Source organism: Streptomyces sp. NPDC047886, assembly GCF_043204435.1.
Classification (GTDB): Bacteria; Actinomycetota; Actinomycetes; order Streptomycetales; family Streptomycetaceae; genus Streptomyces.
Window position 1 is genome coordinate 1 of sequence record NZ_JBIDCF010000008.1, and the last position, 20765, is coordinate 20765.

Genomic DNA, 20765 nt, shown 5'->3' on the forward strand with positions numbered 1-20765 from the left:
CGCCCGGTTACATTCCGAACCCGGAAGCTAAGCCTTTCAGCGCCGATGGTACTGCAGGGGGGACCCTGTGGGAGAGTAGGACACCGCCGAACAATCATTGTGGGAAAGCCCCGTACCGTCAGGTACGGGGCTTTTCTGCGTTGTGCTCGCGATTCCCCGATGGCCCCGCCAGAGTCCTTGCCGTACTGCTCGGACTGCCCTGTCGGCGATTAGGCGTACTCGCTCGTTCGGGGTATGATCTATCTCGTTGCCGCGAGGGAAACCTCGAAGCGACAGGCCCCTATAGCTCAGTCGGCAGAGCGTCTCCATGGTAAGGAGAAGGTCAACGGTTCGATTCCGTTTGGGGGCTCCCAACGGAAGAAGGCCCCCGCCACACGGCGGGGGCCTTCTTCGTATACCCGGGCGTCAGTGCGGCTCCGGGATGCGCATCGCCAGGATGGCCATGTCATCGGACGCCGGCTCCGCCGCGAAGCGCTCCACGGCACGCAGCACGCGCGCGGCGACCGCGCCGGCCGTCAGGCCCGTACAGGAGCGGAGAACGGCCGCGAGGCCGTCGTCACCCAACATGCGGGAACCCTCGCGGCGTTCGGTGACACCGTCGGTCACGCACAACAGGACGTCGCCCGGGTCCAGGGTGACCGTCTGCTCGTACAGCTCCAGGTCCTCCATGACACCCAGCAGCGGCTGCGGCTCGGCCGCGGGCTCCACCGAGCCGTCCTGGCGCAGCCGCAGCGGCAGCGGGTGGCCCGCGCAGACCACCTTCAGGACCGCGCTGCCGTCCTCCTGCGGCCACAGCTCGCCGTACAGGAGCGTGAGGAAGCGGCTGCGGGCCCCCTCGTCGAGGATCGCCGCGTTCAGCCGCTCCAGGACGGCGGGGCCGCCGAAGCCCTCCCGGGCGAGCAGCCGCAGCGCGTGCCGGGCCAGGCCCGTGACCGCCGCGGCCTCCGGGCCCGTACCGCAGACGTCGCCGATGGCGAAGCCGTAGGCGTTGTCCCGGATCGGGAACAGGTCGTAGAAGTCGCCGCCGACCTCGTTGCCCTCGCCGGCCGCGCGGTAGATGACGTCGACCTCGACGCCGGGGACGGGCGGCAGGCCAGGTGGCAGGAGGCTGCGCTGGAGGGACTGGCTGATCGCCATGCGCTCCGAGTACAGGCGGGCGTTGTCGAGGGCCAGCGCGGCCCGGCGGCTCAGGTCCTCGGCGAGCTCCAGGATCTCCTGCCGGAAGTGGTCGTCGGTGGGCTTGCCCAGTGTCAGCATGCCGATCACCCGGTTCCGGGCGACCAGCGGCAGGACGACGGTCTCGCCGCCGACGGCGGACGCCGTCGCCAGCGTCGTACTGATGCCGGACGACAGGGGTGTGGAGCCGTAGCCGAGCTCGTGCATCGAGGTGCGCAGGGCGGCGTCGTGGGCGGCCTGGGCCGGTGCCGCCCAGACGCGGGCACCGGGCGTCGGCACCGGGTCGGGCGGGGCGATCTGCGACAGCAGGTCCTTCAGGCCGTCGATGCGCTCCTCGTCCTCGTGCAGGACGTACGAGAGGTACGGGTCGGAGGCCTGGTCGGCGATCGTGTAGACGGCGCACCAGGTGGCGAGCGTCGGCACGGTCATCTGTGCCATGAGGGCCAGCGTCTGGTCCCGGTCCAGGGTGCCGGCGAGCAGGTCGGAGGCCTCCACGAGGAAGCTGAGGGACCCGCGGCGGAGGCGTTCGAGCTCGCCGAGGCGGGCCGACTCGACGGCTAGGGCGATCCGGTCGGCTGCGAACTGCAGCCTGAGCGCCTCCTCGTTCGAATAGCGGCCCGAGCCCTCGGCGGCGACCCCCAGGGACCCGGTGAGGCGGCCCTCGACCTTCAGCGGGACGGTGACGACCGAACGCATTCCCGTGCCGTTCAGCAGCGGGACCGCGCCGGGGACGGCGGTGAGGTCCTCGTGGACGGCGGGCATGCGGGCCGACGCGTAACGGCCGGTGCCGGCTTCCACGGGGACGCGGGCGAAGCGCTGGCGGGCCGAGGGGAGGCCCGTGGTGGCCCGTACCTCTAGCTCGGTCTCGTCGTCGGTCGCGAGCAGCAGGAAGGCGGCGTCGCCGTCCAGCATGTCGCGGGCGCGTTCGACGGTGCGCTGCAGGAGCCCGTCGAGGTCGTCGGGGGCCGGGGAGCCGATGAAGACCTCGAACGGGTCGGTGGCGCGGCCCTCGCGACCCGTGTCCGTGACGGGCGTCCGCTGCGGGGACTGCAGGACGGCCCGCTCGTAGTCCCGTACGAGGAGGCAGACCGTGGACGGCTCGCCCTGGGTGTCGCGGACGCGCAGGTGCGAGGCGTACACGGGGATGACGCGGCCGTCGGCGCCGCGGATGCCGTAGCTGCCCTCCCAGCGGGACAGCTGGAGGGCCTCGGCGAGGCCGGTGGCGGTGCCGGGGGTGTGCGGCCAGGCGGCGAAGTCGCCGAGCTGCTTGCCGACGACCTGGTCCGCGGCGTAGCCGAAGAGGTGCCGGGCGTCGTCGTTCCAGGCCGTGATGGCGCCGGTGCCGTCGATCTGGGCGACCGCGACCCGGATCCGTTCGTCGGCGACGGGCAGCAGGTTCGTGGGGAGCGCGGGGACCGCGGAACGCGTGCCGACGGGCCGGTCGGGCAGGTCGAGCTGGAACCACACCTGCTTCTTGGCGGGGGAGTACTCGACGCCCCAGCGGGACGCCAGAGCGGCGCAGAGCAGCAGTCCCCGGCCGTTCTCGCGCTCCGGGTGCGCCAGGGCTGCGGCGGAGCCCTGGAGCGGCACCTCGCGCTCCGGATAGCGGTCGGCGACCTCGACGCGTACGCCGTTCTCGGTGCGCAGGCACAGCACGTCGGCGGACGTGCCGGCGTGGACGACCGCGTTGGTGACGAGTTCGCTGGTCAGGACGACGGCATCATCGACGACATCGTTGTACCCCCAGCCCTGGAGGGTGTCCCGGACGAAGGCACGAGCGGTCGCGACCGACCGTCCCACAGGGTCGAAGCTGGCAGCCGCCCGCGCGGTGATCACAGAACTCCTCGTACGCGTCTCGACGCCCGGCTCTGCCATGATCGGCTTGCCCCTCCCGGTGCCCGGTGCTGGTACCCCGTCCTGCCGCCCCCGCCGGGCGGACCGGGGCGGTTGGACAGCCGGATGCCAGGTTACTTACCTTCGCGGCCCGGGCGGATGGTGGTCACCGCTGTTTCCGTCCCCCGAGGGCGGGGACGTTATGCGAAGCTGCCGAACTGTTATGGCCTGGTTCCATCGTGGTGAAACACTGGGAAGGCTTCCAGCGGCGGAGACAGTGCGGCGGGAGCGGCAAGGCCCGAGCGGTAATTCGGTCAACCCCTGTGGGAGGGTCACGGTGGAGTCTGGCGTGGCGGCGCGAGGAGGCAGCACGCGCGCGAAGGGCGGACGGTCCCGGAGCAGTGGGACGGTCGAGGTGGATGCCGCGGCCCTGGACCGGCTGCTGGCTGCCCTCGTTTCGATGCGGGACGGCAATTTCCGCAAGCGCCTGACCGTGACGGGCGAGGGGACGATGGCGGAGATCGCCGCCGTCTTCAACGAGGTCGCCGACCGGAAGCTGCATCTGACCGGGGAGCTCGCGCGGGTGCGCCGGGTCGTGGGGCGCGAGGGCAAGCTGTCCGAGCGGCTGGAGGTCGGGGCGAGCGAAGGTGCCTGGGCGGCGGCCATCGAGGCCGCGAACGACCTGGTGGACGATCTGACGCGGCCGGTCTCCGAGGTCGGCCGGGTGCTGTCGGCGGTCGCCGAGGGCGACCTCCAGCAGCGCATGGAGCTGCGGTCCGAGGGGTCGGAGGGCGCGGGGCGTCCGCTGCGCGGGGAGTTCCTGCGGGTGGCCCGTACCGTGAACAACCTCGTCGACCAGCTGTCCTCGTTCACGGACGAGGTCACGCGGGTGGCGCTGGAGGTCGGTACGGAGGGCAAGCTGGGCGGGCAGGCGCAGGTGCGCGGGGTCTCGGGTTCGTGGAAGGACCTCACGGACTCGGTGAACACCATGGCGTACCGGCTGACGGCCCAGGTCCGGGACATCGCCCTGGTCACCACGGCGGTCGCCAAGGGTGATCTGTCACGCAAGGTGACCGTGCATGTCGCCGGTGAGATGCTGGAGCTGAAGAACACCGTCAACACGATGGTGGACCAGCTGTCGTCGTTCTCGTCCGAGGTGACCCGGGTCGCCCGTGAGGTGGGCACGGAGGGCGAGCTGGGCGGTCAGGCCGAGGTGCCGGGCGTCGCGGGCGTCTGGAAGGACCTGACGGATTCGGTCAACACGATGGCCGGAAACCTCACATCGCAGGTGCGCGGTATCGCCGAGGTGACGACGGCCGTCGCCAACGGCGATCTGTCGCAGAAGGTCAGGGTCAGCGCGCGCGGTGAGGTGGCGCAGCTCGCCGACACGATCAACCAGATGACGGAGACGCTGCGGACGTTCGCGGACGAGGTGACGCGGGTCGCCAGCGAGGTCGGTGCCGAGGGGCTGCTCGGCGGCCAGGCGCAGGTGCCGGGCGCGGCCGGTACGTGGAAGGACCTGACCGACTCCGTCAACACCGTGTTCCGCAACCTCACCACTCAGGTGCGGGACATCGCGCAGGTGACGACGGCGGTCGCGAACGGCGACCTGTCGCAGAAGGTCACCGTCGATGTCGCGGGCGAGATGCTGGAGTTGAAGAACACCGTCAACACGATGGTGGACCAGCTCTCGGCGTTCGGTTCCGAAGTGACCAGGGTGGCGCGGGAGGTCGGTGTCGAGGGCCGGCTCGGTGGCCAGGCCGAGGTGCCCGGTGCGGCCGGTACGTGGAAGGACCTCACCGATTCGGTGAACACGGCCTTCCGCAACCTCACCGGTCAGGTGCGGGATATCGCGCAGGTGACGACGGCGGTCGCGAACGGCGACCTGTCGCAGAAGGTCACCGTCGATGTGGCCGGTGAGATGCTGGAGTTGAAGAACACCGTCAACACGATGGTGGCGCAGCTGTCGTCGTTCGCCGACCAGGTGACGCGGATGGCGCGGGACGTGGGCACGGAGGGCCGGCTCGGCGGGCAGGCGCGCGTCGACGGTGTCTCCGGTACGTGGAAGGAGCTCACCGACTCCGTCAACTTCATGGCCGGGAACCTGACGTCGCAGGTGCGGCAGATCGCCCAGGTCACGACGGCGGTGGCGCGGGGTGATCTGTCGCAGAAGATCGACGTGGACGCGCGCGGTGAGATCCTGGAGCTGAAGAACACCATCAACACGATGGTCGACCAGCTGTCGGCGTTCGCCGAGCAGGTGACCCGGGTGGCCCGTGAGGTGGGTACGGACGGTCGGCTCGGCGGGCAGGCGCAGGTGCCGGGTGTCGCCGGTGTGTGGCGGGACCTGACGGACTCGGTGAACGGCATGGCCGGGAACCTCACGGCCCAGGTGCGCAACATCGCCCAGGTGGCCACGGCGGTGGCGCGGGGTGATCTGTCGCAGAAGATCGACGTGGACGCGCGCGGTGAGATCCTGGAGCTGAAGAACACCCTCAACACGATGGTCGACCAGCTGTCGAACTTCGCGGAGCAGGTGACCCGGGTCGCCCGCGAGGTGGGCACGGAGGGCATCCTGGGCGGTCAGGCGGAGGTGCAGGGCGTCTCGGGCACCTGGAAGGACCTGACCCAGTCCGTCAACTCGATGGCGAACAACCTGACGTCGCAGGTGCGCAACATCGCCGAGGTGACGACGGCGGTCGCGCGCGGCGATCTGTCGAAGAAGATCACCGTCGACGCGCGGGGCGAGATCCTCGATCTGGTCACCACCGTCAACACGATGGTGGACCAGCTGTCCAACTTCGCCGACGAGGTGACGCGAGTCGCCCGCGAGGTCGGTACCGAGGGCATTCTCGGCGGCCAGGCACGGGTGCGGGGCGTCACCGGCATCTGGAAGGACCTGAGCGACAACGTCAACGTGATGGCCAACAACCTGACGTCGCAGGTGCGGAACATCTCGCGGGTGTCGTCGGCCGTCGCGAACGGCGACCTGACGAAGAAGGTGACGGTCGAGGCGCGCGGCGAGGTCGCCGAACTCGCCGACACGGTCAACACCATGGTGACGACGCTGTCCTCGTTCGCGGACGAGGTGACGCGTGTGGCGCGCGAGGTGGGTACGGAGGGCGAACTGGGCGGCCAGGCCCGGGTGCCCGGGGTCTCCGGTACCTGGAAGGACCTGACCGAGTCGGTGAACTCGATGGCCTCCAACCTCACCGGCCAGGTGCGCCAGATCGCGGCCGTCACCACCGCCATCGCCAAGGGCGACCTCACCAAGAAGATCGACATCGACGCGCGCGGTGAGATCCAGGAGCTGAAGAACACCATCAACACGATGGTCGACCAGCTGTCCTCGTTCGCCGAGGAGGTCACGCGGGTGGCCCGTGAGGTGGGTACGGAGGGCATCCTCGGCGGCCAGGCCCGCGTGCGGGACGTGGACGGCACCTGGCGGGACCTGACCGAGTCCGTGAACGAGATGGCCGGCAACCTCACCCGCCAGGTCCGGGCGATCGCCGCGGTCGCCACGGCGGTGACCCGAGGCGATCTGAACCTCAAGATCGATGTGGACGCGGCGGGCGAGATCCAGGTCCTCCAGGACAACATCAACACGATGATCGCCAACCTGCGGGACACCACCCTCGCCAACGAGGAGCAGGACTGGCTCAAGGGCAACCTGGCCCGTATCTCCGGTCTGATGCAGGGGCGGCGCGATCTGGACGACGTCGCCTCGCTGATCATGGGCGAGCTCACGCCGGTGGTGTCGGCCCAGCACGGCGCGTTCTTCCTGGCGCTGCCCACGGGCGGCGGTACCGAGCCGGCCACGGACGCCGACACGTCGTACGAGCTGCGCATGCGGGCCAGCTACGGCTACTCGGCGGGTTCGATGCCCACGTCCTTCCGGCCGGGCGAGACGCTCATCGGGACGGCCGCCGAGGAGAAGCGGACCATCCAGGTCAATGTGCCGCCGGGCTATCTGAAGATCGCCTCCGGGCTCGGTGAGGCGGCGCCCGCGCATGTGATCGTGCTGCCGGTGCTGTTCGAGGGGAAGGTGCTCGGGGTGATCGAGCTGGCGTCGTTCCAGCCGTTCACCCAGATCCAGCGCGACTTCCTCAACCAGATCGCCGAGATGATCGCGACGAGCGTCAACACCATCAGCGTGAACTCGAAGACCGAGGTGCTCCTGAAGCAGTCGCAGGAGCTGACCGAGCAGCTGAGGGAACGGTCCGCCGAACTGGAGAGCCGGCAGAAGGCCCTTCAGGACTCCAACGCCGAACTGGAGGAGAAGGCCGAGCTGCTGGCGCAGCAGAACCGGGACATCGAGGTGAAGAACACCGAGATCGAGGAGGCCCGGCAGGTGCTGGAGGAGCGGGCCGAGCAGCTCGCGGTCTCCATGCGCTACAAGTCCGAGTTCCTCGCCAACATGTCGCACGAGCTGCGCACGCCGCTCAACTCGCTGCTGATCCTGGCGAAGCTGCTCGCCGACAACGCCGAGGGCAACCTCTCGCCGAAGCAGGTGGAGTTCGCGGAGACGATCCACGGCGCGGGCTCCGACCTGCTCCAGCTGATCAACGACATCCTCGACCTGTCGAAGGTCGAGGCGGGCAAGATGGACGTCTCCCCGACCCGTATCGCCCTGGTGCAGCTCGTGGACTACGTGGAGGCGACGTTCCGGCCGCTGACGGCGGAGAAGGGACTCGACTTCTCCGTACGGGTCTCTCCCGAGCTGCCCGCGACGCTGCACACCGACGAGCAGCGGCTGCTGCAGGTGCTGCGCAACCTGCTGTCGAACGCGGTGAAGTTCACCGACACCGGGGCCGTGGAGCTGGTCATCCGCCCGGCGAAGGCGGACGTTCCGCAGTCGATCAGGGAGCAGCTGCTGGAGGCGGGGTCGCTGCGCGATCCGGAGGGCGATCTCATCGCGTTCTCGGTGACCGACACGGGTATCGGGATCGCCGCCAGCAAGATGCGGGTGATCTTCGAGGCGTTCAAGCAGGCGGATGGCACGACCAGCCGCAAGTACGGCGGTACGGGCCTGGGCCTGTCGATCAGCCGGGAGATCGCCCGGCTCCTGGGCGGCGAGATCCACGCGGCGAGCGAGCCGGGGCGTGGCTCCACGTTCACGCTGTACCTGCCGCTGCAGCCGGTGGAGCTGTCGCCGCACGGGTACGGGCAGGGCATGGCGGGTCCCGGTCAGCCGCAGCTCGACGGCGAGGACGCGCGGGCGGGTACGGCGCAGCCGTCGGCGGCGCCCGACGCACGCGGTGGCACGGGCGCGCTGTTCCGGCACCGGCGCCGGTCGCTGAGCGGCCGGGACCAGCGGCCGGCGCTGCCGGGGCAGACCGGAGGTGCGGCGGCGGGAGCGGCTGCCGGGGCCGGGGCCGGGGCCGGTGGCGGTGCCGGTGCCACGGTCGGCGCGGCCGGTGCGACCGGTGCCGGGCAGCCGCAGGAGGCGTGGGCGGCGGCCGGGCAGGAAGGGCGGGAGCCGCGGCGTACTTTCGAGTTCCACGGCGAGAAGGTGCTCATCGTCGACGACGACATCCGCAACGTCTTCGCGCTCACCAGCGTGCTGGAGCAGCACGGTCTGTCGGTGCTGTACGCGGAGAACGGCCGCGAGGGCATCGAAGTCCTCGAGCAGCACGATGATGTGACGGTCGTGCTGATGGACATCATGATGCCGGAGATGGACGGGTATGCGACGACGACCGCGATCCGTCGGATGCCGCAGTTCGCGGGGCTGCCGATCATCGCGCTCACGGCGAAGGCGATGAAGGGCGACCGGGAGAAGGCCATCGAGTCCGGAGCTTCCGATTACGTGACGAAGCCGGTCGATCCCGATCATCTGCTCTCCGTTATGGAGCAGTGGATGCGCGGGGAGTGATCGAGGCGTGTGCGATTGAGTGCGACTTGTTGACAGACTGTGGCTGAACGCGTGTGAGAGGCCGGTATTCGGGGAACCTTCCGGTCTCTCGCCGCGTTTGACTCTACGTGCACAGTGACATCGCGGTGACAGGGTGTGGCGACAGGCGGGGTGCGGCTACCATGACCGGCACAAGGACGGACGGCGCAAGGGAGTCGTCCCCTGGGGCGGCGCCCGGCCAACTGCCGGGGCGAGGAGGGCGGGCCATGGTGCAGAAGGCCAAGATCCTCCTGGTCGATGACCGGCCGGAGAATCTGCTGGCGCTGGAGGCCATCCTCTCCGCGCTCGATCAGACGCTGGTACGGGCATCGTCAGGGGAGGAAGCGCTCAAAGCGCTGCTGACGGACGACTTCGCGGTCATCCTTCTGGACGTCCAGATGCCGGGAATGGACGGCTTCGAGACGGCGGCGCACATCAAGCGCAGGGAGCGGACGCGCGACATCCCGATCATCTTCCTCACGGCCATCAATCACGGCCCGCACCACACCTTCCGCGGGTACGCGGCCGGGGCGGTCGACTACATCTCCAAGCCGTTCGACCCCTGGGTGCTGCGCGCCAAGGTCTCGGTCTTCGTCGAGCTCTACATGAAGAACTGTCAGCTCCGCGAGCAGGCCGCGCTGCTGCGCCTCCAGCTGGAGGGCGCCAACGGCACGCAGGGCGGCGGGGTCGGGGCCAAGGAGTCGGCCGGCCTCCTCGCCGAACTGTCCGCCCGGCTGGCAGCCGTCGAGGAACAGGCCGAAGCGCTCTCCAAACAGTTGGACGACGACTCGGCGGACGCCGCGGCCGTCGCCACCGCCGCTCATCTGGAGCGGAAGCTCACCGGGCTGCGCCGGGCACTGGACGCGCTGGAGCCGGGCACCGGAGGCGGCGGCTCGCCGTCGCTGCCCGCATAGCGCCGTACGAACACGGCGGGTGAACCCGCGTCAGCCCAGGGAAGGACCTCCGCCCCGGGCGTGGCCTCCGACCGGACGCGGGCGTTCCGCCCGCCGTACGGCTCCGCGTCAGCTCACCGACACCTCCAAGAGCGACACGAACGGGTGAAGCGGTAGGCACACGTGTCCACCGCGCCCCACACCGGTAACCTCACCACCATGGCCTCACGTACGTCCGGCAAGGGTTCCCAGGGCACGGCGGGCACCGCGAAGCCGCGCGCCGGCCGTACGACTGGCGCCGCGCAGAAGGCGGCAGCCGCCAAGCCTCCCGCCAAGAAGACCGCTAAGAGCGCCGCCGGCGGGAGCGCGGGACCCGCGAAGAAGACGGCGGCCAGGAAAGCCCCCGCCAAGAAGGCCCCGGCGAAGAAGGCCGCGGCCGCGTCGGCGGCCAAGTCCGCACCGTCGCCCACCGGGGGCGTGTACCGGCTCGTGCGCGCCCTGTGGCTCGGCCTCGCACACGGCGTCGGCGCGATGTTCCGCGGCATAGGGCGCGGCGCCAAGGGACTCGACCCGGCGCACCGCAAGGACGGGCTGGCGCTGCTGCTGCTCGGCGTCGCGCTGATCGTCGCCGCCGGGACCTGGGCACATCTGCGCGGACCCGTCGGCGACCTGGTCGAGATGCTGGTCACCGGCGCCTTCGGCCGCCTCGACCTGCTGGTACCGCTCCTGATCGGCGCCATCGCCGTACGGCTGATCCTGCACCCCGAGAAGCCCGAGGCCAACGGGCGGATCGTGATCGGCCTGTCCGCGCTCGTCATCGGCGTCCTCGGACAGGTCCACATCGCGTGCGGCTCGCCGGGCCGGGACGCGGGCGCGGAGGCCATGCAGGACGCGGGCGGCCTGATCGGCTGGGCCGCGTCCAAACCGCTGATCTTCATGATGGGCGAGGTCCTCGCCGTACCGCTGCTGCTCCTGCTCACCGTCTTCGGGCTGCTCGTCGTCACGGCGACCCCCGTCAACGCCATCCCGCAGCGGCTGCGGGCCCTCGGCGTGCGGCTCGGCATCGTCCAGTCGGACGAGTCCGAGTGGTCCCACGACGACGAGCGGTACGACGAGCAGTGGCGCGAGGCGCTGCCCGCCAAGCCCCGGCGGCGCGGCCCGGTGTCCGACGAGCCCTACGACGCGGACCGGGCCGAGGAGGAGGCGCTCACCCGGCGCAGGCGGCCGCGCCCCCGCTCCGCGCAGCCGGACTTCGACCGGCCGATGGACGCCGTGGACATCGCCGCGGCAGCGGCGGCGGCCCTCGACGGCGCCGTCCTGAACGGCATGCCGCCCTCGCCGCTGGTCGCCGACCTGACCCGCGACGTCACCCGCGACGTCAGCGGGGACGCGGCCGCGGCATCCGGCGCGCCCGCGCCCCCCGGCACGCCCCACGCGCCGGGCGCCGCCCCCGTACCGTCGGCGCGTGACGCGGCGAAGCCGACGCCCGGCCGCCTCCCCGTACCGGACCTCACCAAGCCCGCGCCCGAGCGCGAGCCCGCGCAGCCCCTGCCCGCACGGGCCGAGCAGCTCCAGCTCTCCGGCGACATCACCTACGCCCTGCCGTCCCTGGACCTGCTGGAGCGCGGCGGCCCCGGGAAGACCCGCAGCGCCGCCAACGACGCCATCGTGGCGTCCCTGCGGAACGTGTTCTCCGAGTTCAAGGTCGACGCCGACGTCACCGGCTTCACCCGGGGCCCCACGGTCACCCGGTACGAGGTCGAGCTCGGCCCGGCCGTGAAGGTCGAGCGGATCACGGCCCTCACCAAGAACATCGCGTACGCCGTCGCCAGCCCCGATGTGCGGATCATCTCGCCCATCCCTGGCAAGTCCGCCGTCGGCATCGAGATCCCGAACACCGACCGCGAGATGGTGAACCTGGGCGACGTCCTGCGCCTCGCGGACGCCGCCGAGGACGACCATCCCATGCTGGTGGCGCTCGGCAAGGACGTCGAGGGCGGCTACGTGATGGCCAACCTCGCGAAGATGCCCCACGTCCTCGTCGCCGGTGCCACCGGATCCGGCAAGTCGTCCTGCATCAACTGCCTGATCACCTCGGTGATGATAAGAGCGACCCCGGAGGACGTCCGGATGGTGCTGGTCGACCCCAAGCGGGTCGAGCTCACCGCCTACGAGGGCATCCCGCATCTGATCACGCCGATCATCACCAACCCCAAGCGGGCCGCCGAGGCCCTCCAGTGGGTCGTGCGGGAGATGGACCTGCGCTACGACGACCTCGCGGCGTTCGGCTACCGGCACATCGACGACTTCAACGCCGCCGTGCGCAGCGGCAAGCTCAAGACGCCCGAAGGCAGCGAGCGGGAGCTCCAGCCCTACCCGTACCTGCTGGTCATCGTGGACGAGCTCGCCGACCTGATGATGGTCGCGCCCCGGGACGTCGAGGACGCCATCGTCCGGATCACCCAGTTGGCCCGCGCCGCCGGAATCCATCTCGTGCTCGCCACCCAGCGCCCGTCCGTCGACGTCGTCACCGGCCTCATCAAGGCGAACGTGCCCTCCCGGCTCGCCTTCGCCACCTCCTCGCTCGCCGACAGCCGCGTCATCCTGGACCAGCCCGGCGCCGAGAAGCTCATCGGCAAGGGCGACGGCCTGTTCCTGCCGATGGGCGCCAACAAGCCGGTCCGGCTCCAGGGCGCCTTCGTCACGGAGGATGAGGTCGCCGCCGTCGTCCGGCACTGCAAGGAGCAGATGGCCCCGGTGTTCCGGGACGACGTCACCACCGGCACCAGGCAGAAGAAGGAGATCGACGAGGACATCGGCGACGACCTGGACCTGCTCTGCCAGGCCGCCGAGCTGGTCGTCTCCACCCAGTTCGGCTCCACCTCGATGCTCCAGCGCAAGCTGCGCGTGGGCTTCGCGAAGGCCGGCCGGCTGATGGACCTCATGGAGTCGCGGAACATCGTCGGGCCCAGCGAGGGCTCCAAGGCCCGGGACGTCCTCGTCAAGCCGGACGAGCTGGACGGGGTGCTGGCGATCATCCGCGGCGAGGAGGCCGCCGGGTAGGCGCGAACGGAGCAATGCCGCGAGACGCGTACGCGGCCACGTACGTGAGACGCGTGCGGAAGACGTGTGCGCGCGGCATGCGGCGTAAGACGCGTGCGTGCGGCATGCGGGAGGTGTGTCCGGGGTCCCGCCGGGAAGGCGGAGTCGTACGGTGCGGGGGAGGATGACCCGTGACGGAACGCGGAGACTCACCCGTTAGGGAACGGGGGGCAACCGTTTCCCCGGGCCGTACGTCAAGTTGGGCAGAAGGGCGGACAATGACCCTCCGGGCCTGCGGACGTCCGGCCATTCCGATGGCGTACAAAGTACGTCCGCCCGGTTGCTCCACCCTTTCGTACCACCCATAGACTGAACCTCCGGCAGGTGGTTACACGCTCGAAAGGCGCCCTCGTGTCCATCGGCAACTCCCCCGAAGACGACCGGCCTTCGACCCCCGAGGACGACCGGCCCGAAGACCGGACCTCGATCGGTCGAGTGCTCCGGCAAGCCCGAATCGACTCAGGTCTGACCGTCGAGGAGGTCAGCACCTCCACGCGCGTACGGATCCCGATCGTCCACGCGATCGAGGAGGACGACTTCTCGCGGTGCGGCGGCGACGTGTACGCCCGCGGCCACATCCGTACGCTGGCCCGCGCCGTGGGGCTCGACCCCGCCGAACTCGTCGCGCGGTACGACGCCGACCACGGCGGCCGGCCGGCCCCGACCCCTGCGGCCCCGCTCTTCGAGGCGGAACGCATCCGCCCCGAGCGGCGCCGGCCCAACTGGACCGCGGCCATGGTCGCGGCGATCGTCGCCGTCGTCGGTTTCGTCGGCTTCACCCTGTTCAACGGCGGTGACGGGGCTTCCAAGCCCGGCCAGGTCGCCGAGGGGCCCGCACCGTCCAAGAAGCCCAGCCCGGCCGCCCCGCCGCCCAAGCCGTCGCCCGCGCCGTCGGAGAGCGCGATCGCGGCGGTCCCGCTGGACAAGGTCACCGTCAAGCTCACCGCGATCGACGACAAGAGCTGGATCTCCGCGAAGGCCCGCGACGGCAAGCTGCTCTTCGACGGTCTGCTGCTCAAGGGCGACTCCAAGACCTTCCAGGACGACGAGCGGCTCGATCTGGTGCTGGGCAACGCCGGCGCGATCGAACTGTTCGTGAACGGCAAGAAGGTCGACGACCAGTTCGAGGCCGGTCAGGTGGAGCGCCTGACGTACACGAAGGGCGACCCCCAGGCGGGCTGACCCGCGCGGCGCCGGCCGGGGTGCCCCTCGGCCGGCCGGCGCCTTCCGCCGGCCGGCCTTCGCGTGCCGACCGGGGCCGGTGACCCTGAGCGGCGGGGGCATGGCCGGGACGAAGTAGTCTTGAGTCCATGCCCGAACGCCGTACCGTCGCCCTTGTCACTCTTGGCTGCGCCCGTAACGAGGTGGACTCGGAGGAGCTCGCAGGCCGCCTGGCAGCGGACGGCTGGGACCTCGTCGAGGACGCCGCCGACGCCGATGTCGCCGTAGTCAACACCTGTGGGTTCGTGGAGGCCGCCAAGAAGGACTCCGTCGACGCCCTGCTGGAAGCCAACGATCTGAAGGACCAAGGCCGTACCCAGGCCGTCGTCGCGGTCGGCTGCATGGCCGAGCGGTACGGCAGGGAACTCGCCGACGCGCTGCCCGAGGCCGACGGCGTGCTCGGCTTCGACGACTACGCCGACATCTCCGACCGGCTCCAGACCATCCTCAGCGGCGGCGTCCACGCCTCCCACACCCCGCGTGACCGGCGCAAACTGCTGCCCCTCAGCCCCGTCGAGCGGCAGAGCGCCGCCGCGGCCGTCGCCCTTCCGGGGCACGGTGCGGCCGACGCCGCCCCGGACACGAGCGCCACGGGCACGGCCGCCCCGGCCCCCGCCGAAGAGGCGGCACCCGCTCCCGCCGACCTGCCCGAGGGCCTCGCCCCGGCCTCCGGGCCGCGCGCCCCGCTGCGCCGCAGGCTCGACACCAGCCCCGTCGCCTCCGTGAAGCTGGCCTCCGGCTGCGACCGCCGCTGCTCCTTCTGCGCCATCCCGTCCTTCCGCGGCTCCTTCGTGTCCCGCCGCCCCAGCGACGTGCTCGGCGAGACCCGCTGGCTGGCCGAGCAGGGCGTGAAGGAGATCATGCTGGTCTCCGAGAACAACACCTCGTACGGCAAGGACCTCGGCGACATCCGGCTCCTGGAGACCCTGCTGCCCGAGCTGGCCGCCGTCGACGGGATCGAGCGGGTACGCGTCAGCTACCTGCAGCCCGCCGAGATGCGGCCCGGCCTCATCGACGTCCTGACGTCGACGGAGAAGGTCGCGCCGTACTTCGACCTGTCCTTCCAGCACTCGGCGCCCGCCGTCCTGCGCTCCATGCGGCGCTTCGGCGACACGGACCGGTTCCTGGAGCTGCTGGACACCATCCGCGGCAAGGCGCCGCAGGCCGGTGTCCGCTCCAACTTCATCGTCGGCTTCCCCGGTGAGACCGCCGAGGACTTCGCCGAACTCGAGCGCTTCATCACGCACGCGCGCCTGGACGCCATCGGAGTCTTCGGCTACTCGGACGAGGACGGCACGGAGGCCGCCACGTACGAGCACAAGCTCGACCAGGAGGTCGTGGACGAGCGCCTCGCGCACCTGTCCCGGCTGGCCGAAGAGCTGACCGCGCAGCGCGCCGAGGAGCGGCTCGGCGAGACCCTGGAAGTCCTGGTCGAGTCCGTCGAGACCGACGACATCGACGAGGACGAGTACGCCGGCGCCGGCCGCGCGGAGCACCAGGCGCCCGAGACGGACGGCCAGGTCCTGTTCACGGCGAGCGCCGGCCTCGCCGTGGGCCGTATGGTCAGGGCCAAGGTCGTGGGCACGGAGGGTGTCGACCTGGTGGCCGAAGTACTCGAGGAGGCGGGCAGATGACCGGAGTCCCGGCGTCCGCTGCGGGCGATTCGGGGAGGCGCGCACCAGGCGGCAAGCTGGGCGCGGCGGCCGTCAACCAGGCCAGTCTGTGGAACATCGCCAACATCCTCACCATGGTGAGGCTGGTCCTCGTACCCGCGTTCGTGGTGCTGCTGCTGCAGGACGGCGGATACGACCCGGCCTGGCGCGCGTGGGCGTGGGCGGCGTTCGCCGTCGCCATGATCACCGACATCTTCGACGGTCATCTGGCGCGTACGTACAACCTGGTCACGGACTTCGGGAAGATCGCCGACCCGATCGCCGACAAGGCGATCATGGCGGCCGGGCTGATCTGCCTGTCCGCCCTCGGTGATCTGCCGTGGTGGGTGACGGGGGTCATCCTCTTCCGCGAGCTCGGCATCACGCTCATGCGGTTCTGGGTGATCCGGCACGGGGTCATCCCGGCCAGTCGCGGCGGCAAGATGAAGACGCTCGCCCAGGGCACGGCGGTCGGGATGTACGTCCTCGCGCTGACCGGCCCGCTGGCCACGCTGCGCTGGTGGGTGATGGCCGTCGCGGTGCTGCTGACGGTCGTCACGGGGCTCGACTACGTCCGTCAGGCGATCGTGCTGCGGCGCAGGGGCCTGGCCGCCGAGCGGGCCGCCGCCGCGACAGCCGGCACGGACGGGACCGCCGGCACGGGCGAGACCGCCGGCACGGGGGAGGCCCGGACCGACGCGGAGTCCGGGCGATGAGGCGGGAAGCGGCGACGGGGGCCGCCGGGTCCGCGGGATCTGCCCGATCCGCAGGGTCTGCGGGGTCTGCGGGGCCTGCAGGATCCGCGCGGTCTGCGGAATCCGGCGGGTCTGCGGGGTCTGCGGGGCCTGCAGGATCCGCGAGGTCTGCGGAATACGGCGGGTCTGCGGGAACCGCGAGGTCTGCGGGATCGGCGGGGTCTGCCGGGATCGGTGAGGTGCCGGGGGCTGCCGAGGCTGCCGAGATCGCCGAGGCCGTGGAGACGGCGCGAGGACTTTCCGTCGTGCCGGAAGCGGTACGAGAGACGCGCGGGGCGATGCCGGCGGCGGCGCGCGTGTTGCGACTGCTCGCGGAGCGTGACGAGACGCTGGCCGTGGCCGAGTCCCTCACGGGCGGTCTGGTGGCCGCTGAGCTGACCTCGGTGCCGGGTGCCTCCCGGTCCTTCCGGGGGGCCGTCACGGCGTACGCGACGGCGCTCAAGGGGGAGCTCCTGGGTGTCGACCCGGGCCTCCTGGCCGAGCGCGGCGCGGTCGACGCGGAGGTCGCGGCGCAGATGGCGGCGGGTGTACGGGCTCGGCTGGGCGCCGAGTGGGGGATCGCGACGACCGGTGTCGCGGGCCCCGAAGAGCAGGACGGAAAGCCGGTCGGAACGGTGTACGTGGCCGTGAGCGGACCGGTCGGCGACACACTCGGAACGGGGAAAGTAGCCCGTCTGCGGTTGAACGGCGACCGTGCGGAAATCCGTAGAGAGAGTGTACGGAGCGTGCTGGAACTGCTCGCGAGCGAACTCTCGGAAAATGCGCGGGCACAGGATACGGAACAGAACGGGGGGAATTGATGTTTGCAGCCCTGAGTGAACACGACATCGCTCCCCGCACGGCCGCAGCGCGAGGCGGTACGGTGGGGCGTGAAGGATGCGGTTACGCGGTCCGAGGAGGGAGCCACCGATGATTCTGCTCCGTCGCCTGCTGGGTGACGTGCTGCGTCGGCAGCGCCAGCGCCAGGGCCGTACTCTGCGCGAAGTCTCCTCGTCCGCCCGAGTATCGCTCGGCTATCTCTCCGAGGTGGAGCGGGGGCAGAAGGAGGCTTCCTCCGAGCTGCTCTCCGCGATCTGCGACGCGCTTGACGTACGGATGTCCGAGCTCATGCGGGAAGTGAGCGACGAGCTGTCGCTGGCGGAGCTGGCCGAGTCGGCAGCGGCGAGTGAGCCGGTGCCTGCGCCAGTACGCCCGATGCTCAATTCCGTGTCCGTGACGTCGGTGGCGGGTGTGCCGACGGAACGGGTCACCATCAAGGCACCCGCGGAAGCGGTGGATGTCGTCGCCGCCTGATCCGGCCCCTCGCGCCCTTGCGGACAACGGGGCCGGATGACGTTTTGAGCTGAGCCCCGGTCGGGTACTCGAAGTGCCGACCGGGGCTTTCGCTTTGCATCGAATGCCCCGTTTAGGGCGTTGTGTCATGGTGGACGGAAGTCCAGCAGCCCTTGCACAACCCGTAAGCACGCGAAACGGCGGAATGGAGAACTCGGATGTCTGTCGTCAAGAGCCCCTTGCCCGACGCCGACCTGAAGGTGGTCGGCGAAGCCCTGCAGGGCGCGCTGGTCGACCTGGTGGACCTGGCCCTGGTGGCGAAGCAGGTGCACTGGAACGTGGTCGGACCGCGCTTCCGCTCCGTACACCTTCAGCTCGACGATGTCGTGGCGTCCGCCCGGACACACTCCGACGTCGTCGCGGAGCGCGCGTCGGCGCTGAGCGTCAATCCGGACGGGCGGGCGGCGACGGTGGCCTCCGGGAGCGCCATCAAGGCGGTGCCCGAGGGGTGGATCCAGGACAGTGACGCGGTGCGGATCCTGGTCGACGCACTCGGCGCGGTGATCGCCCGGATGCGGGACAGGGTCGACGTCACCGCAGAACCCGACCCGGTGACACAGGATCTGCTGATCGGGCTGACCGCGGACCTCGAGAAGCACGCCTGGATGTTCCAGGCTGAAATGGCGTAAGTCCCGTGCGCCGCCCAGGGAACCGCGCGGTGCCTGATGCCGGCCGGGCTGGGGAGACGCGGGCGGGCGGCCGTGGCGGGCGCGCCCGGCTCTGCTCCGGTGCGCCCTGCCGCCGGGCGATCGGGCCGGTCTAGCGTCGACCACAGGAGGCGGCCATGGTACGGCGACGTGTCCCGCTGCTGGCGATCGCGCTGGTGCTGGGCGGGCTGTGGTGGTGGGCGGTGCTGCGGCTGTCCCTGACGCCCGAACGGGCGGGCATCGTGGAAGGCGCCGTGGCGGCCAGCGGCTGGGGACTGAGCCTGCTGCCCGTCCATGTCGCCTCTGCCCGCCCGTCCCGGTCGCGGGCGGAACGCGCCCGGGGGCCGGCCGGGGCGCCATCGGGCCTGGAGGTGCGCGAGTCGGCCCGCCGCCTGCTCCGTGCCGTCACCACGGCATGGTCACGCCGCCGTTCGGGCGGAGGATCTGACCCGTCGTGAAGGACGAGGCGTCGCAGGCGAGATGGAGGACGGCGTGGGCGATGTCCGCCGCCTCACCGACCCGGCCCAGGGGCGCCGCCCGCACCATGGCGGACTCGATCCGCCGTTGGCGCTCCGTGTCATGGCGCTCCGTCATCGGCGTGCGCACCCACCCGGGCGCGACGGCGTTGACCCTGATGCCGTACGGACCGGCCTCCGCGGCGAGCGTCCGGGTGAGCTGGACGACGGCGGCCTTCGCGACGCTGTAGCAGAGCAGCCCAGGGGTCGCGGAGTCCACGGCGCCGGACGCCATGGTGACCACGGAGCCCCGGACACCGTCCGCCCGCATGACGCGCACCGCCTCCTGGCAGGCGTACAGCACGCCCTTGAAGTTGACGGCGAAGACGCGGTCGACGTCCTCGTCGCTGGTCTCCAGGACCGCGCCCGTGTGCATGACGCCGGCGATGGCGGCCAGGACATGGAGGCCTCCGCCCCCGCCGGTGCCGGTGCCGTTGCTGGTGCGGGTGCCGGGGGCCGGCTTTGGGTCGGGGTCGGGGTCAGGGGCGGCTTCGGCGTCGGGGGTGGCTTCGGCTTCAGCTTCGGCTTCGGCTTCGGCTTCGGCGTCAGGAGTGTGGCGCGCGGTGTGGCCGGCGGCGCACTCGACGGCGGCCCGGAGGGCGCGGCGGTCGGTCACGTCGAGATGGTGGGTACGGGCCGAGCCCCCGCGCTCGGCGATCAGGCCGGCCGTCTCCGTCAGGCCCTTCTCGTCGCGGTCCGCGCAGTGCACGGTGGCACCGGCGTCGGCGAGCAGGACGGCGGTCGCGCGGCCGATGCCTCCGGCGGCTCCGGTGACGAACGCGGTCCGGCCGGTCAGGTCGTACGCCGAAAGGGGCATGGGCGGACGGTACGGCGGACCTGACGAACCGTCAATCGATGGTGCGGCGGTGGCCGCCGCCCGTCGTCGGCGCGGGACCCCGCTGGCAGCCGGGGCACCAGTACGAGACGCGATCCTCCGGGCCGTCCCCGTCGGCGCGGCGGATCGGGGTACCGCACCGGTAGCAGGGCTGGTTGCCGCGCCCGTAGACGTACAGGCGCCGGTCGGGGCGGCCGTCGGCCGTCGTACGGCGATCGAAACGGTCCTTGTTCGCCTCCAGGAGCCGGTGCGCGGTCGCCACGATCCGCTCGGGGACCCCGGGCGCGAGATCACCGACCGGCAGCCAAGGGGTGACACCGGCCAGGAAGGCCAGCTCGCACTTGTAGACATTGCCGATGCCCGCCAGGTTCCGCTGGTCGAGGAGGGCATCGCCGAGCGGCCGGCCGGGGTCCCGGCCGACGCGCCGCACCGCTTCCTCGAAGTCCCAGTCCGGGCCGAGCAGGTCAGGCCCGAGATGACCGACGACGCTCGGCTCGTCGGCGGTGCGGAGCAGTTCCAGTACGGGGAGGCGGTAGCCGACGGCGGTCTGGTCGACGGTGCCGAGGATCGCCCTGATCTGGTGGGCGGGACCGCCGCGCCAGCGTTCACCGGGCGCGTAGACGCGCCAGGCGCCGTCCATCCGCAGATGCGAGTGGAGGGTGAGCCCGCCTTCGATCCGGGTCAGCAGGTGCTTGCCTCGGGGAACGACACCCAGGACCGTCCGGCCGGTCAGATCCACGGTCGCGAAGCGCGGAACGCGGAGGTCGGTGCGGGTGAGCAGGCCGCCCGCGAGTGCGCTGTGCAGCCGGTGGGCGGTCAGCCAGACGGTGTCTCCTTCGGGCATGGCTCCATGATGCGGGAGGAGCAGGCGGGCTCGCCCGAGGGGCCGGTCCCGCTACGAGGGCAGGGGG

Annotated in this window: 13 protein-coding genes, 1 tRNA gene and 1 rRNA gene; 12 read left to right on the forward strand and 3 right to left on the reverse strand. The window is 71.1% G+C overall.

The genetic code is table 11. The features are described from left to right. Both rrf and ACGF5U_RS24515 read left to right on the forward strand, forming a co-directional pair. Window positions 1–92: ribosomal RNA gene (gene rrf / locus ACGF5U_RS24510) — 5S ribosomal RNA — on the forward strand; the annotation flags it as partial. 184 nt (window positions 93–276) lie between these two features. Continuing rightward, window positions 277–349, forward strand: a tRNA-Thr gene (locus ACGF5U_RS24515). Window positions 350–405: 56 nt separating this feature from the next. Here the strand turns inward: ACGF5U_RS24515 and ACGF5U_RS24520 are convergent. Then, entirely contained in the window at window positions 406–3051 is a 2646-nt protein-coding gene (locus tag ACGF5U_RS24520) for a SpoIIE family protein phosphatase (RefSeq protein WP_392713225.1), read from the reverse strand. 418 nt (window positions 3052–3469) lie between these two features. On the opposite strand from ACGF5U_RS24520, the gene ACGF5U_RS24525 reads away from it, so the two are divergent. From ACGF5U_RS24525 to ACGF5U_RS24570, 10 genes are all read left to right on the forward strand, one after another. Next, window positions 3470–8884 (forward strand): HAMP domain-containing protein, encoded by a 5415-nt coding sequence (locus tag ACGF5U_RS24525; RefSeq protein ID WP_392713226.1) that lies wholly within the window; start codon window positions 3470–3472, stop codon window positions 8882–8884. A 245-nt stretch (window positions 8885–9129) separates the two neighbouring features. Beyond that, complete coding sequence (locus ACGF5U_RS24530) at window positions 9130–9816, forward strand: two-component system response regulator (protein WP_392713228.1); 687 nt, start codon at window positions 9130–9132, stop codon at window positions 9814–9816. A gap of 198 nt (window positions 9817–10014) precedes the next feature. Further along, complete coding sequence (locus ACGF5U_RS24535) at window positions 10015–12858, forward strand: DNA translocase FtsK (RefSeq protein ID WP_392713229.1); 2844 nt, start codon at window positions 10015–10017, stop codon at window positions 12856–12858. 390 nt (window positions 12859–13248) lie between these two features. Then, on the forward strand, window positions 13249–14079 hold the full coding sequence (locus ACGF5U_RS24540) for a helix-turn-helix domain-containing protein (protein WP_392713231.1): 831 nt from the start codon (window positions 13249–13251) through the stop codon (window positions 14077–14079). Window positions 14080–14207: 128 nt separating this feature from the next. Further along, complete coding sequence (gene rimO / locus ACGF5U_RS24545) at window positions 14208–15752, forward strand: 30S ribosomal protein S12 methylthiotransferase RimO (RefSeq protein WP_392713233.1); 1545 nt, start codon at window positions 14208–14210, stop codon at window positions 15750–15752. After that, entirely contained in the window at window positions 15749–16486 is a 738-nt protein-coding gene (gene pgsA, locus ACGF5U_RS24550) for a CDP-diacylglycerol--glycerol-3-phosphate 3-phosphatidyltransferase (RefSeq protein ID WP_392713234.1), read from the forward strand. Before rimO ends, pgsA begins: the two co-directional genes overlap by 4 nt. A 317-nt stretch (window positions 16487–16803) precedes the next feature. After that, window positions 16804–17325, forward strand: a complete 522-nt coding sequence (locus ACGF5U_RS24555; protein WP_392713705.1) for a CinA family protein — start codon at window positions 16804–16806, stop codon at window positions 17323–17325. Window positions 17326–17434: 109 nt separating this feature from the next. Further along, window positions 17435–17818: a helix-turn-helix domain-containing protein gene (locus ACGF5U_RS24560; RefSeq protein ID WP_019889909.1), complete on the forward strand. Its 384-nt coding sequence runs from the start codon at window positions 17435–17437 to the stop codon at window positions 17816–17818. Between the two features lie 197 nt (window positions 17819–18015). Beyond that, on the forward strand, window positions 18016–18486 hold the full coding sequence (locus ACGF5U_RS24565) for a Dps family protein (RefSeq protein ID WP_392713236.1): 471 nt from the start codon (window positions 18016–18018) through the stop codon (window positions 18484–18486). 155 nt (window positions 18487–18641) lie between these two features. Beyond that, window positions 18642–18962, forward strand: coding sequence for a hypothetical protein (locus tag ACGF5U_RS24570; RefSeq protein ID WP_392713238.1), 321 nt, complete (start codon window positions 18642–18644; stop codon window positions 18960–18962). Here ACGF5U_RS24570 and ACGF5U_RS24575 read toward each other — a convergent pair. Next, complete coding sequence (locus ACGF5U_RS24575; protein ID WP_392713240.1) at window positions 18910–19836, reverse strand: SDR family NAD(P)-dependent oxidoreductase; 927 nt, start codon at window positions 19834–19836, stop codon at window positions 18910–18912. The two genes, ACGF5U_RS24570 and ACGF5U_RS24575, sit on opposite strands and share 53 nt — an antisense overlap. 31 nt (window positions 19837–19867) lie before the next feature. Further along, window positions 19868–20698 carry a DNA-formamidopyrimidine glycosylase family protein gene (locus ACGF5U_RS24580; protein WP_392713241.1) on the reverse strand — a complete coding sequence of 277 codons (831 nt, stop codon included), beginning with the start codon at window positions 20696–20698 and terminating at the stop codon, window positions 19868–19870. Between the last annotated feature and the right edge of the window lie 67 nt (window positions 20699–20765).